Genomic DNA, 13,378 nt, shown 5'->3' on the forward strand with positions numbered 1-13,378 from the left:
CGAACGATGGAGCCAATAAGCGATTCAGCCAGCCCGGAAAGGCTCAAGCCCGGGCTGGCCGGACGCGGTGTCGCAACATTTGCGCTTTGTCGCGCCGGATGCGCTAGTTCACATCGTCGGCCGAGATGTGCCTGACTTCGGTAATTCTCACCAGCGGGATTTCGGCACGTTCGTTTGCCTCCTTCACATCCTGCTCCGACGAAGCGTCGAACAGGCAGAATGATCGTTCCTCGGCGGGAATGAATGTCGAGCGCAGATAGCGCACCGGCTTACCCTGCCTGGTCATCTCGGCAGTGACATTTTTCGCGCGCGATGCCGCTGCACTGAGCTGATCGGGAGTGATTCCTGGCAGGTGTCTTTCGACCATGTACTGTGGCATGATGATTGTCCTTGTGTTGAGCGATGACAGCATGCGTTTGGACATGTCGCGCGATCGCTTTAACTTCCGGCCGTTGCGAATGGACATCTATTTTGCCGCCGTATTCACCGACCTCGTCCGACACTCAGCGGTTTGGAACACGGTTTCGCGCGACACGATTACGAGCGCGATTGCAGAATATCGTTACCTGTCTCAGACGCTTGCCAGCCAATACGGGCGACGGCACGAGAATTTTACAGGCGACGGGCATCTTTATCTATTCGAATCTGCTGATGTGGCCGTCCATTTCTCGTTGAAACTCATCGCCTATTGGAAGCAACGGCGGCGTCACCTGACGACCGGCCAGGCGAACGATCTGCCAATCCGGGTGGGCTGCCACTTCGGAGAATGTTCCCGAATGCACGATGACGACGCCTGGATCGGTCGTGCCTTGAACATCGCGAAGCGGGTGGAATCATGTGCCGAGCCGGATACCCTCTTCGTCACGCAGACCATACTGGATCTCATCGATTTGCCCGTCTATCTGTTCCAGGAGGTTGATGTCTTCGAACTCAAGGGCGACTTCCTGCCGAGGCGACATCTCTATCGGGTCGTGTCAGTCGACCACGCAGCGCTTGCGGCACGTTCCGAAGAGCGGATGACAGCCGAGGACTGGTTCCTGAAAGGGGCGGGAATGACCGCTGCGGATGAGAAGGAATTGGCAGAGGAACAGCATTGTTACGAAAAGGCGTTGGAGCTACGCGCGGACTATCCGGAAGCGCACAACAATCTCGGTGTGATCCTGAAGGCCGCCGGCGACAGAACCGCCGCGGAAGCCCGCTACCTCAATGCCGTTCGTCTCTGGCCGCAATACCCGGAAGCTCACTATAATTTCGCGATACTCCTCGAGGAGACCGATCGCCCTGATGAGGCGGTAGCCCATTATCGGCTGGCTCTGAAGTACCGACCGGGTCACGTCGACGCCCTTCTGCGTCTGGCTGGTCTTTTTGACGAATGGGGTGACCGGTTCGAAGCGCACCAGCACTTTCAGGAGGCCCTGCGGCTTCGACCGGGCTTTGCCGAAGCCCACAACAATTTCGCGGTCTTCCTCGAAAAAACCGGTGATGCGGGAGCGGCTGAAGCGCATTATCGACAGGCGCTGCATCTGAGGTCGGACTACGCCGAAGTGCACTATAACTATGCGATGCTTCTTGAAGGCCGAGACGTCGAGGCAGCAGAATCACACTATCGCGCAGCACTGAGCTCGTCGCCGAATTACGCTGAAGCTCATAATAATCTTGGGGTGCTCCTTCACGAGAAAGGCGATTTCATGGAAGCAAGGTCACACTACCTTGCGGTAATAAGGCTGCGTCCGGGTGAGCCCCAGACGTATCGGAATCTAGCCCTTCTGCTGGCAGCAATGGGCGAGCAGGAGCAGGCGGATTGCTATGCCGAGAAAGCGAACGAGCTCTCTTCAGGTTAAGCAGGGTGAGTGCGTCCCGCGCAGGCGGCAATGGCCGGGCTTGCCCCGCCGACCCACGCCGGCATCATCGGCTGTGGCCATGGATTCCAGGCTCAAGGCCTGGAATGACGGAGGCCGGAGGTGCGTTTCCGCCCAACTCGCCGGCGGCGCGGCGGCTCGCAAATCGCTGCAATTATCGGCTTTGGCGCAATCATCGCTAGCGCTGTTTGCTTCGCACCTTGACAAACGCGTCGGGACTGTCCCCGCCCGCTGTCACGTCTCCGGCAGGCCGGCCTTTCGAAAGCCGTCGACAAAGTGGTCTCGTACAGATGCATCCCGCAGCGGCTGGGAACTGAGCCAATGACCGATCGTGAAATGAGGGTGGGCGATCAGGAACAATTCGGCTTCTCGCCGCGCCTCGTCATGGTCGCCCAACTGCGCAAGCGCAGCAGCCAGGAATTTGCGTGAGTTGGTGCGATAGGTTTCTTTCCTGCGCAGTGTAGCGGTTGCCGCCTCATAGTCGCCCGCGGCGTATTGCGCCTGCCCAAGGTGACAAAGGTACCAGCAGGCTGGATAGGGATTGAGCCGCAGGGCTTTTTCGATCTGCGCCAGTCCGTCGGCAATCCTGCCGTCCAGCACAGACATGTCCGACATGGCGGCCCAGGTGTCGGCGTGGTTGGGGTCCAGCTCCAGGGCCTTGGCAAAGGCTGCCTCCGACTCCTCCCATCGCCGCTCATAAGCCAAAATGGTACCCAGGACGTAACGGCAGCCGGCATCGTTGGGATCCAGGTCGACCGCCTTCTGCGCTGATGTCACGGCCATCCGACGGTTAGGATCTTCGGGCTCTCCGAAATGAGTCCAGGCAAGCCAACGGTTATAGGCGAGCAGACCGAGCGCCTCGGCATAGGATGGATCGAGCTTGACCGCGCGTTGGAGCAGCATATAGGCCTCACGCTCGGTTTGCGGCGACTCTTCCGTCAGGAGGCGAGCGCGCACACACAGATCGTAGGCCTCAAAGTTCTTCGGCCGATTGCGCGGCGTCGGGACGGTCAGCCTGCCGACGAGGGCTTCGACAATCTTGGCGTTGACTTCATCCTGCAACTCGAAAACATCTTCCACCGTCCTGTCGAACCGTTCGGCCCACAAGTGTTGGCCGCCAAGCGTGTCGACCAATTGGGCATTGATGCGGACACGGCCCATTGCGCGTCTGGCGCTCCCCTCGAGGACGTAGCGGACGCCGAGTTCCTGGGCGACGAGCCGTACGTCGACCGGCTTGCCCTTGTAGCCGTACACGGAATTGCGCGCGATGACGAACAGGCCAGCCGTGCGGGAAAGGTCGGTGATCAGGTCTTCAGTCAAGCCGTCGACGAAAGGCTCGTCCGCTTCATTCCCACTCATGTTCGTGAACGGCAATACAGCGATCGAGGGATTTTCCGGCAGCGGCAATATGCTCTGCAGCGCATCCGGCCAATGCCACACGTGGACTGGGCGGGTCAGGTTCTTCAGGTAGCGTTCGCCTGCATCGAAGAACCGGTCGGCGATCTTGCCGACGATCTCGCCGTGAACGCTGGCTGAAATGCAGATACCTCCCGGTGCTGCCTGCGTCTCGAGGCGCGCCGCGACATTGACGCCGTCGCCGAGGACGTCTGAACCGTCGTCAATGACATCTCCCAGATTGACGCCTATACGCAAAAGCAGGCGCCGGTCTCCGGAAGCCTCGACAGCAGTGGTGGTCCGTTGCATTTCCAACGCTGCTGCGACCGCGTCCACCGCGCTGCCGTATTCGATCAGGAAGCCGTCGCCCACGACCTTGAAGATGCGACCGTTGTGACCCATCACAGCCGGCTCGATAGTGCGAGAACGGAGTTCCCTGAGGTTCTCAAGCGTTGCGACTTCATCAGCCTCCATCAGGCGTGAATATCCCACCACATCGGCAACGACGATGGCAGCAAGGCGACGCTGAAGAAATCGATCCGTCATGTGAGGACAAGCCCAATGACCGAGTTCATAAGTTATTGCTCAAATACGGGTCAGTCAACAAGTGGTAAGAGGTGATGCCCAGGCGATCTCCACCTCCATCGAGCCGTCATCCTCTTTGTGACCGACGCTGAGCCTGCATTTCTGGCTAACTCACCAGATGCGGCCAGTCTCCTCGCCGGCGCCATTGCGGGCATACTTCGTTGCTGTGAGATTCGGCTGCTCTGCGTTGAAGCGGCAATCGCCGTGCGGCTGCACGTACTTTGGCTGCCACCGCGCATGCTTGGTCCAGCTGGAGTGGTCTTACCCAGGCTGCCCATCGTTGGGCCAAGACCACACGCCTTTTACGTCCTCTCATGCTCAACACGAGGCGGACCTTCGGCGATACGCCCAAATCGGTGCACAAGCCTCGGGGCGAGCGGGAGCAAACCGCCGGCTATTTTCGCAGGATTTTCTCCATCGCCCTGGATTTAGTTAGTTTCCGATTAGAGCCAGCTGCCGATTGAAATCAGAGGGATCGAAATAGTCGCGCCATACGGTGATCGCTCCCTCCACGACCGTAAGCGTCCCCATGACCGGAAGTATGATTTTTCCACCGCCCTCATGCACAAACACATCAAGCCGTTCGTTGAGGACGACGTTTCCGGCCGCCGCGATCTGTGTCACCGTCCAATCAACCGTGAATGTCGTCCCAATTCCGAAATCCCGGTGAAACTTCAGCACGTTCTCCCGCCCGACGATATTCGGGAACGGTATGTTGTCATACAGCACGGCTTCGGAAAGCATGGCGATCGCCTCGTCGATGCGGCCGGTGTTCCAGTGGCCGAAAAAGGTCAGGGCTGTCTTGGTTGGGTCAGTCGACATTCAGTGAATTCCTTCTTGGAGGGTTCGAAAACTCGAGCGACAAATTCCACAGATTTCTGGCTCGCAATGTCGAAAAGCCTTCAGACCAGCCGCGATCCACCGTCCAGGTTGAGCGTCGCGCCGTTCATCCAGCCATTCGCCATCAAGAACAGGACTGCCGCCCCGGCTTCCTCAGCGCTCCCGAGACGACGTAATGGCAATGTTGCCTTGAGGCCCTCGACAAAGGCGTCGCGACCGTCGCCGAGCGCCTTGCCAAGCAGCGGAGTATCGATCGGTCCCGGCGAAAGGGTGTTCACGCGGCGCGGCGCGAGTTCCAACGCAAGGCCGCGTGCCAATGCTTCCATCGCCGCCGAAGCGGCAGCGAGAACGGCGGTCCCATAGGCATTCGGCCGATCCCCCAGTGCTCCGGAGATGAATGTCACCGAACCGTCGGCGGCGAGGCGGTCTCCAAGTGACCGAAGAGTATATATCGCCGCCCAGACGCGCTCTTCGAATGCGCGGCGGAGATGGTCGACGTCGGCTTCCAGCACCTTGCCGACGACGAAGCTTCCGGCCAGCAAGACGAGGTGATCCACATGCTCGATATCAGCGAGCGCGGATTCGATGGCCGCGCGCTTGGTCACATCGGCCGCCCTCCAGCCACTGAGGCCATGTTGTTCTGCGGCTTCTTTTGCCCGTTCGGCGTCAGATCCAACCACGATGACGTTTGCGCCGAAGGACTTGGCTTGAGCGGCCGCGGCGAGGCCGATCCCCGAGGTGCCGCCGACGATGAGTATTGTCTTGCCTGAAAGGGCATCCGAGATGTTTGATTGAGTGCTCATCGCTCTGGCTCCGTTTGGGAGGCGCTCGATTGCGCCCATGGCCAGAAAGTAATTCCAATTCCCTCGATTGATAATTGGCCCGATATTCGCTTTACTCATGCCACCATGGCACAAATCGGCATAGAACGTCTCACGGGCCTGATTGCATTCGCGCGGGCTGCATCCCTTGGAAGCTACACGGCGGCAGCCCGCTCGCTCGCGGTGTCACCGTCGGCCGTCAGCAAGAGCGTCCAGCGGCTCGAGCAGCAGCTCGGCATTGTCCTATTCCTCCGTACCACGCGCTCTCTGACGCTTACGCCGGAGGGTCGCGATCTGTACGATCGCGCGCTGCGTCTCTTGCGGGAAGCCGAGGATATCGAGCAGGCGGCAATGGCTGCCCGCGCCGACCCGTCCGGCGTTCTCCGGATATCCGCACCACTTCCGGTCGGCGTTCATATACTCGGCCCGGCGCTCCCTCGCTTGCGCGCCCGCCATCCGGAACTCGCAATCGATCTGCGCCTGGGAGATCATTTCGTGGATATGATCGAGGAGGGTATAGACGTCGCCATTCGGGTTGGAGCACTGGCCGACACCCGATTGAAGTCCCGACGGCTTGCGCCGCATCGCCTTTGCGCCTTTGCTTCGCCAGACTATTTGAGACGACGAGGTACGCCTCGACATCCTGACGAACTAGCGGGGCATGACTGCGTCAATTTTCGTTTCCAGAGTTCGGGCCAAACACTTCGCTGGCCCTTTGCATCAGGAAAACGAGTCTTCGAGGCCACGCCACAGATTGGGATCACGGTGGACACAAGCGATGGTGTCGCCGCTGTTCTCGTTGCCGGCGGCGGCATCGGCATCTCGCCAACTTACATCGCCGCGCCATATGTGAAACGCGGCGAACTCGTGCCGATCCTCGCCGCATTCGCCGTCGACCGCTCCAGCATGATGGCGCTCTGGCCAGAGAGCCGCCGCGCCAATCCGAATGTCAAAGCATTCCTGACATTTCTCGATGAGGTTTTCCCGGCGCGCCCGCCTTGGGACGAAGTGGTATTTGCCGGACAGTAGTGTTGCGCGTCTGGGCGCGATCAGGTCGACAATGTTGGGTGACCGCTTTTGGCGCATCAGCGCCATGACGGCGGCAGCGCGGCCATGCTTCGATTTCGCGCGGGCGTAGACAATGAACCTGGGGCAACTGGACCGTTCGCACGATCGCTTCGCCCGACCTACGGAAGTTCGATCTCGCCGTCCACCACGTGGTTAAGACCGGTGCCTTCCGCCGTTAGCGTCATGCGGACCTTCAACGTATTGCCGCCGACCTGCCCCTTGCGCACCGTCTCCTCGATCTTGCGCTGCGACGTGACGCCGACTTCCTTCAGGAACTTGCGGATCGACATGTTGAAGGCGTCTTCGCTCATGGCGGAACTCCTCTATGTGCGGAAAGGATTGTAATGGAAGGTAAATCGTCAAGGAAGCAGCAATGTTCGCCCCAGGCCCCAAATCTGACGCGAAAAATTTCGGCGACAGATGACCGCTCCCGGCCCAAAGAAGACGTAACAATTCGAATTGTGCTATTCAAGTTAGCACATCTCGAACGCGCAACATCTATCAAAGAGTCTCCACCCGTAGGAGGATGCCCTTTGGTGAAAATTTCGCGGAGAAGCCTGATCGCATCGTTGGCGGCTTTACCCTTGGCCGGATGCCTATCGGGTGAAAAAGTCAAAATCCGTTACCGGGTAATCGCTTGGTTGGAAGTCGACGGTAAACCTTTTCAGGCGTCAACGGTAATGGAAGTTCACTATGCGCGTGTCACCAATAGCCTAACCGGCGCTGGCGGTGCTACTCGGCTCTACGGCGAAGCGCTGATTGCCGACATACCTGGCAAAGGGACATTCTACATCATGCCGGTGAAGCACGAGCAAGGCGGTACGTTAGCCCAGTTCTGGGAGACGGCAATTCTCTTGACCCTCGGCACGAAGAGCAGCATCGGTATGCTGAAGCCCGAGGATTTCGAACTGATGAGAGCGGCATCTGGGCAGATGAAGGTCAAAACCTTCCGAGGCAGCGAGCATCCGGCCTTTGTATCCTTTGGTGATGAAAGCAAACCAAAGACGATATTCGAGATTCAGCCAGACCGGCTGGACGAAGTTTTCCCCGGGGTCCGCTTCATCGGCCTCGACATTCTCATCACTGACGCACCTATATCGAAGATGCTGCGAGATAGGTTGCCTTGGCTGAACACGCCAGTGGGACAGGAGGTTTTTGAGCGCGATCCTCCGGGCAAGCAACGGCCTTACTGGGAGAAGCCGCTTGGTTTAAAGGTGACAAAGGCCCACTTCTTTGGCGATGGTAGTCGCTAACTGAAGTCCGCTTTTGGCGCATTGCCGCCCGGCAGCTTTGGCAGTCGGTCGGTGGTGTCTCTGACGTCATTTCTGCTAAAGCTGGGGAGTAAATCGGCCGCGATGTCACCAACCGCCGAAGTGTGAAGGGCGCAACGGGCTGATAGGCTCTTGTCTTGAAGGAGGAGCGCTGGGGATGAGCACCGACCGGGAGACTGTGCGGTCCTATGATGCGGTCGCGGCGGAGTACGCTACCGAGGCCGCGGTGATGCCCGCATGGGTCGCGACAGAGATCGACGTGTTCGTGACCGAGCTCCCCGGCTCGGGCAGGGTGCTGGAGATCGGAAGCGGTGGCGGGCGAGATGCACTTGAGCTTGAGAAGCGGGGAATGAGCGTCCGGCGCACCGACATTTCAAAGGGTTTCGTCGAACTGCTGCGCGAAAGTGGCTTCGAGGCCGACCTGTTGGACCCGCTGACCGATGACCTGGCCGACCCGCAGCGTCCCGGCATGCCTTATGACGGGGTATGGGCCTGTGCCTGCCTCATTCATGTCGCGCGCGGGGATTTCGGCACGGTGCTGGGACGGCTTGCTGAGGCGACCCGGAGCGGTGGCCGACTGCACGTCTCGGTCAGGGAGGGCGACGGCGAGGATCTATCCACACACGGCAGTGCTGCAGCACCGCGGCGCTACGTCGAGACGTATTGGCGCGAGCCTGCCCTGCGGTCGGCACTCACAGACGCCGGCTGGATCGTCAACGATGTAAGTCGGTACGTCGGAAGGCCCCATGATCGGTGGCTGAGCGTTCGGGCAAGCCGGGCGTGACGTTCACAGAACTTGCCGGATGGCCGGCTGTGGCGCGACTGTGAACTCGAGGTGATCACCCGATTGTCGGCTTCCCGGTGAAGGCAAAGATCGCCTCTGTGGCGACATGCGGACGCATTGCTGACCTTACGTTCCAGCCGAGAGAATCGCGAGCCCTCGTCGAATCTCGGCACCCTCCTCACGTGTTGTTGATCGCGATCTCGCAGCGGCTGGTTGCGCTGCACACTCTTTACTGTTCTTTTCGCACTTGCGAACGAATCGCTTCTGTAACCCGCCGGACGAGAGACATTCCTCCCCAATCCGACGTCCGGCCAGAAAGAGGATCCGAACAATGGGTGATCTCCTGAAAGGTATCTCCAGTTTTCGCGGCGCGGTTTTTCCCAACCAGTCGGCGCTTTACCGCAAGCTGGCGCGGGAAGGCCAGCAACCACAGGCCCTGATGATATCCTGCGCCGACAGCCGGGTGATGCCCGAAACCATCACGCAGGCCGGTCCCGGCGATCTCTTCGTCTGCCGCAATGCCGGCAACATCGTCCCGCCGTTCTCGACCCTCAATGGCGGGGTCTCTTCCGCCATCGAATATGCGATCCTGGCGCTCGGCGTCAGCGACATTGTCGTTTGCGGCCATTCGGATTGCGGAGCAATGAAGGGCCTGTGCCATCCGGAGCTGCTGCAGCCGATGCCCAATGTCGCAGCCTGGCTGCGCCACAGTCACGCCGCCTATTCGATCGTTTGCCGGGCCTATCCGGACGACCTTTCCGAAAGTGATCGCGTGCGCGCCGTGGCGATGGAAAACGTCGTCGTTCAGCTCGATCACTTGAAGACACATCCTTCCGTGGCCGCGAAACTCGCCACCAGCGAGATCACCCTTCACGGCTGGTTCTTCGACATCGAGACCGGCGAGGTCCAGGTCTATGACGGGGCGAAAGCGACCTTCACGGTGCCGCAGGAGGGAGAGCCGCTGCCGGTTGCGGTGACCGGCCGCGATCGGCCGCATGTCATGCCGCAAATCGCAGCAATGCTTGCCGCGGAGTAGCGCCATGACAGCAGTGACCTCCACTTTTTCGCGCGACTTCGCCTCCTCGCTGGTCGTCTTCCTCGTTGCCATTCCGCTGTGCCTTGGAATCGCAATCGCCTCCGGCGTGCCGGCGTCGATGGGCCTGATCTCCGGCATCATCGGCGGCATCGTCGTCGGCTTCCTGGCGGGCTCGCCGCTGCAGGTCTCCGGACCTGCGGCCGGGCTTGCCGTCATCGTCTTCGGCTTCGTCGAGGAATACGGCGTCGCCATGCTCGCCCCCGTCCTGATCGCCGTCGGCTTCCTGCAGATCGCCGGCGGGTTCCTGCGGGTCGGCTCCTGGTTCCGGGCGATCTCGCCGGCCGTCGTTCACGGCATGCTCGCCGGCATCGGAATCCTGATCATCTTGGGGCAGATTCATGTGCTGATGGATGCCAAGCCTGCTGCCGGCGGCATGGAGAACGTCGCGGCGATGGAGGACAGTCTCGCCCGTCTTTGGGGAACTGGCCTGACGAGCCAGGCAACCGCTTTGAAGGTCGGGCTCATATCCCTCCTTGCAATGGTGTGCTGGGAGAAGTGCCGCCCGAAATCCCTTGCGCTGGTTCCGGGAGCGCTGGTCGGCGTCGCGGCGGCGACGGTTCTTGCCGCCGCGTTGCAGCTGCCGATCGCCCGCGTCGAAGTCCCCACTTCGCTCGTGGACAGCATCACACTGCCGACCGCGGAAAACTTCGCCCGGTTGCTTGAGCCCGGCGTCATTCTCATGGCGGTCATGATTGCCGTCATCGCGAGTGCCGAAACCCTTCTTTCGGCCGCCGCCGTCGACCGGATGCATGACGGCGTGCGCACCGGATTCAACAAGGAGCTGTTTGCCCAAGGCGTCGGCAACGGGCTCTGCGGCCTGCTTGGCGGATTGCCGATCACCGGCGTCATCGTCCGTTCCTCGGCCAACATTCAGGCCGGCGCACGCACGCGGGCCTCCGCCATCTTCCACGGGATCTGGATATTGGGCCTGGTGGCGCTGGCGCCAAGCCTCTTGACCCTGGTTCCCTTGTCGGCCCTCGCCGCGGTTCTGCTCGTCACCGGATGGCGGTTGATCAGCCTGCGCCATGTCCGCCACCTGTTCGAGCATCATGGACTGGTTCCGGTCGGCATCTGGGCGGCGACCGTTGCCATGGTCGTCCTGCAGGACCTGCTGGTCGGCGTGGCACTCGGCCTGGCGCTGTCGATCATCGAGATCGTGCCCTACCTCAGGCGAAAACTCGCGATCAGGCACGCGGAGATCGACGAGGAAATCCATCTCCAGCTCGGCGGCGCAGCCACCTGCAAGGACGTGCCCATTCTGCTCAACGCGCTCGAGCAACTGCCCGAGGGCCGCAAGGTCAAGATTGTCGGCGAGGACCTCCATTACATGGATCACACCAGCGCCGAAACCATCAGCGAATGGCTGCGACGCGAGGCAAGGGCCGGTCGGGCCATTGAAATTCATCCGCCTCCGGCGGCACGCCACCCCCGCCTGAAACCGCTGTTTCAGCGTTTTGCGACCGAGGTCGCCTGATAAATCTGGGGAGGGCAAACGCCCTCCCTATCAGTCCGCCAAGCAGGGCGGCGAACGACATCGGCATCTACCTCTCCAGTCAAAGCGTTGTGAAACCGAACACCTCTGGCGCCTTGCAGCAGTTCAGGGCATCCTATGATGGCTGAAAGTTGTGTCTATGGCAGTTGGAGGAATGCCGATGCGTTGCTTTACCGTTCTTGGACCCTCGCAGACTGGAAAATCAACAGTCGTGGAAAAGCTCGGCTCGTTGGAGGGAACGCCGAGAAAATCCAGTTCCCCTTATGGATTGAACCTCACAGAATTCACCTTTGGAAACGAGGCGTGGTGTGCGCTGGATGCGCCAGGACCCAACGAGGCGTTGGCGCATGCACAGCACGCGCTTCTTGCCAGCGACGCCTGCATCCTGTGCGTTTCATCGGCACCCGAGGAGGCTGTGCTCGCCGCGCCCTATCTCAGGATAATCGAAGCCTCGGGGACGCCGTGCATCCTCTTCGTCAACCGAATGGACGAACCGAGAGGGCGGCTGAGGGACGTGATCGCCGCGCTTCAGGACTACGCCAACCACACGCTTCTGCTTCGCCAGATCCCGATCCGCGAAGGGGACAGGATCATCGGCAGTTGCGATCTGATATCGGAACGCGCGTGGCGCTACCGGGAAGGCCAGACTTCGGCGCTGATCGCAATCCCCGAAAGTGCTGCCGAGCGCGAGCACGAAGCGCGCAGCGAGCTCCTGGAACACCTGTCCGAATTCGATGACTGGCTTCTCGAGGAATTGATCGAAGATCGCGAGCCGCCCAGCGACGCCCTCTATGCCATTTCATCGCGGGTTCTGAGCGAGAACAGGATTATTCCGGTCCTGATCGGTGCCGCGAGCCACGGCAACGGCATGATGAGGCTGATGAAGGCGCTGCGCCACGAGGCGCCGCCGGTCACGGTTCTTCGACAGCGTCTGGCTCGTGCGGGCAATGTCGAGGAAAACAAGCTGACCGCCGTGAGCTTCCATGCCTATCATCGTCAGAATATCGGCAAGACGGTGCTGGTGCGTGCGTTTGGCGAGGGACTGCGGCAAGGCGCATCACTCGGCGGCTCCAGCCTCGGCGCCGTGCAGGATCCTGCAAACGGACGGTCCAGCTCGGCGATTACACCGGCACCGGGGGATGTCTTCGCAACGGTCAAGTCCGACCACTTGCCCGTCCCGTCGCTGTTGACGTCAGCCGCGACGGTCGCCCCGCCCGAATGGACCGAGCCACCGACGCCGATGCTTGAAAGGATTCTGGTCCCGGGCAGCGACCGCGATGAAAACAAGCTCTCCGAAACGCTGGTAAAACTTTCCGAGACGGATCGCGGTCTTGTCGTTTTGCAAGAGGAAGGCACGGGCGCCCAGCTCGTCCGCGCCCAGGGCCCTGTACATCTGCGCGATCTCTGCCGAACCCTGTCCGACGTCTTCCACATCGAGGTCACCGATCGAACGCCCAGCCCGATCTACCGCGAGACAATCGCCAAGCCCTCCGAGGTTCACTACCGGCATCGCAAACAGACCGGCGGTGCCGGGCAATTCGCGGATGTGAAGCTGAGCATTCGCCCCAACGAGCGCGGCCGGGGCTTCACCTTCAGCGAAACCGTCAAGGGTGGCGTCGTTCCGCGCAACTACATCCCTGCCGTCGAAGCAGGCGCGCGCGAAGCGATGGAGAAAGGGCCGCTCGGCTTCCAGGTCATCGATGTCGGCGTAACGCTGTTCGACGGTCAGCACCATGCCGTCGACAGTTCGGAACACGCCTTCAGGACTGCGTCGAGAATGGGAGTGCGACAGGCGCTTTCCGAAGGGGCGGCCGTTTTAATGCAACCGGTCTTCCGCAGCGAAATTCACATTCCGTCGATCTATTCCGGCAGCCTCGTCCAGATCGTCTCCGCTCTCAAGGGTCAGGTTCTCGGCTTCGACCGGGATGAAACCGCCAAGGGATGGGACATCTTCCGGGCGCTTGTTCCGGGCGGCGCACTCGACGATCTGGCGCGGGCGCTGCGCTCGGCGACGCAGGGCATCGGTTACTTTTCCAAGACCTTCGATCATTTCGAGGAGCTATACGGCAAGGAAGCGGACGCCATCGTGAGGGCACACGAGGAAACGGGCGGCGCACGCTGAAACGTTCGGGCCGCTTCATGCTCGTTCGCAGAATGGGGCTCAGTC

General features: G+C 60.7%; 12 protein-coding genes. 7 read left to right on the plus strand and 5 right to left on the minus strand.

Going from position 1 to position 13,378, the window contains the following annotated elements:
- Positions 1-103: 103 nt before the first annotated feature.
- Positions 104-379 (minus strand): DUF4242 domain-containing protein, encoded by a 276-nt coding sequence (locus tag Tal182_RS05870; protein ID WP_085777304.1) that lies wholly within the window; start codon positions 377-379, stop codon positions 104-106.
- On the opposite strand from Tal182_RS05870, the gene Tal182_RS05875 reads away from it, so the two are divergent.
- On the plus strand, positions 378-1,841 hold the full coding sequence (locus Tal182_RS05875) for a tetratricopeptide repeat protein (RefSeq protein WP_245344822.1): 1,464 nt from the start codon (positions 378-380) through the stop codon (positions 1,839-1,841). The two genes, Tal182_RS05870 and Tal182_RS05875, sit on opposite strands and share 2 nt — an antisense overlap.
- Positions 1,842-2,093: 252 nt before the next feature.
- Here the strand turns inward: Tal182_RS05875 and Tal182_RS05880 are convergent, their stop codons facing one another.
- The 3 genes from Tal182_RS05880 to Tal182_RS05890 all read right to left on the minus strand — a co-directional run bounded on the left by Tal182_RS05880 (position 2,094) and on the right by Tal182_RS05890 (position 5,482).
- Positions 2,094-3,800: an adenylate/guanylate cyclase domain-containing protein gene (locus Tal182_RS05880; RefSeq protein WP_085858566.1), complete on the minus strand. Its 1,707-nt coding sequence runs from the start codon at positions 3,798-3,800 to the stop codon at positions 2,094-2,096.
- Between the two features lie 471 nt (positions 3,801-4,271).
- Positions 4,272-4,661, minus strand: a complete 390-nt coding sequence (locus Tal182_RS05885) for a limonene-1,2-epoxide hydrolase family protein (RefSeq protein WP_085858569.1) — start codon at positions 4,659-4,661, stop codon at positions 4,272-4,274.
- Between the two features lie 80 nt (positions 4,662-4,741).
- Positions 4,742-5,482 (minus strand): SDR family oxidoreductase, encoded by a 741-nt coding sequence (locus Tal182_RS05890; RefSeq protein WP_085858571.1) that lies wholly within the window; start codon positions 5,480-5,482, stop codon positions 4,742-4,744.
- A 105-nt stretch (positions 5,483-5,587) separates the two neighbouring features.
- Between Tal182_RS05890 and Tal182_RS05895 the strand changes: the two genes are divergently transcribed.
- Positions 5,588-6,529: a LysR family transcriptional regulator gene (locus Tal182_RS05895; RefSeq protein WP_085858574.1), complete on the plus strand. Its 942-nt coding sequence runs from the start codon at positions 5,588-5,590 to the stop codon at positions 6,527-6,529.
- 158 nt (positions 6,530-6,687) lie between these two features.
- Here the strand turns inward: Tal182_RS05895 and Tal182_RS05900 are convergent, their stop codons facing one another.
- Entirely contained in the window at positions 6,688-6,879 is a 192-nt protein-coding gene (locus Tal182_RS05900) for a DUF6494 family protein (protein ID WP_020920657.1), read from the minus strand.
- A gap of 222 nt (positions 6,880-7,101) precedes the next feature.
- On the opposite strand from Tal182_RS05900, the gene Tal182_RS05905 reads away from it, so the two are divergent.
- The 5 genes from Tal182_RS05905 to Tal182_RS05925 all read left to right on the plus strand — a co-directional run bounded on the left by Tal182_RS05905 (position 7,102) and on the right by Tal182_RS05925 (position 13,333).
- A complete protein-coding gene (locus Tal182_RS05905; protein WP_085858576.1) occupies positions 7,102-7,821 on the plus strand; it encodes a hypothetical protein in 720 nt (239 codons plus the stop codon).
- A 175-nt stretch (positions 7,822-7,996) separates the two neighbouring features.
- On the plus strand, positions 7,997-8,623 hold the full coding sequence (locus tag Tal182_RS05910) for a class I SAM-dependent methyltransferase (RefSeq protein WP_085858579.1): 627 nt from the start codon (positions 7,997-7,999) through the stop codon (positions 8,621-8,623).
- A gap of 331 nt (positions 8,624-8,954) precedes the next feature.
- On the plus strand, positions 8,955-9,659 hold the full coding sequence (locus Tal182_RS05915) for a carbonic anhydrase (RefSeq protein WP_012483012.1): 705 nt from the start codon (positions 8,955-8,957) through the stop codon (positions 9,657-9,659).
- Between the two features lie 4 nt (positions 9,660-9,663).
- On the plus strand, positions 9,664-11,193 hold the full coding sequence (locus tag Tal182_RS05920; RefSeq protein ID WP_085858581.1) for a SulP family inorganic anion transporter: 1,530 nt from the start codon (positions 9,664-9,666) through the stop codon (positions 11,191-11,193).
- Between the two features lie 178 nt (positions 11,194-11,371).
- Positions 11,372-13,333, plus strand: a complete 1,962-nt coding sequence (locus Tal182_RS05925; protein ID WP_085860852.1) for an elongation factor G — start codon at positions 11,372-11,374, stop codon at positions 13,331-13,333.
- The last annotated feature ends 45 nt before the right edge of the window (positions 13,334-13,378 follow it).

Origin of the sequence: Rhizobium sp. TAL182 (assembly GCF_002117725.1) — a bacterium.
In the GTDB taxonomy this organism is placed as follows: Bacteria; Pseudomonadota; Alphaproteobacteria; order Rhizobiales; family Rhizobiaceae; genus Rhizobium; species Rhizobium esperanzae.

Coding starts and splice junctions, on each gene's coding strand:
- Tal182_RS05925 (WP_085860852.1), top strand. CDS start 11,372: ATGCGTTGCTTTACCGTTCTTGGACCCTCGCAGACTGGAAAATCAACA.
- Tal182_RS05915 (WP_012483012.1), top strand. CDS start 8,955: ATGGGTGATCTCCTGAAAGGTATCTCCAGTTTTCGCGGCGCGGTTTTT.
- Tal182_RS05885 (WP_085858569.1), bottom strand. CDS start 4,661: ATGTCGACTGACCCAACCAAGACAGCCCTGACCTTTTTCGGCCACTGG.
- Tal182_RS05895 (WP_085858574.1), top strand. CDS start 5,588: ATGGCACAAATCGGCATAGAACGTCTCACGGGCCTGATTGCATTCGCG.
- Tal182_RS05870 (WP_085777304.1), bottom strand. CDS start 379: ATGCCACAGTACATGGTCGAAAGACACCTGCCAGGAATCACTCCCGAT.
- Tal182_RS05900 (WP_020920657.1), bottom strand. CDS start 6,879: ATGAGCGAAGACGCCTTCAACATGTCGATCCGCAAGTTCCTGAAGGAA.
- Tal182_RS05910 (WP_085858579.1), top strand. CDS start 7,997: ATGAGCACCGACCGGGAGACTGTGCGGTCCTATGATGCGGTCGCGGCG.
- Tal182_RS05880 (WP_085858566.1), bottom strand. CDS start 3,800: ATGACGGATCGATTTCTTCAGCGTCGCCTTGCTGCCATCGTCGTTGCC.
- Tal182_RS05875 (WP_245344822.1), top strand. CDS start 378: ATGATGATTGTCCTTGTGTTGAGCGATGACAGCATGCGTTTGGACATG.
- Tal182_RS05890 (WP_085858571.1), bottom strand. CDS start 5,482: ATGAGCACTCAATCAAACATCTCGGATGCCCTTTCAGGCAAGACAATA.
- Tal182_RS05920 (WP_085858581.1), top strand. CDS start 9,664: ATGACAGCAGTGACCTCCACTTTTTCGCGCGACTTCGCCTCCTCGCTG.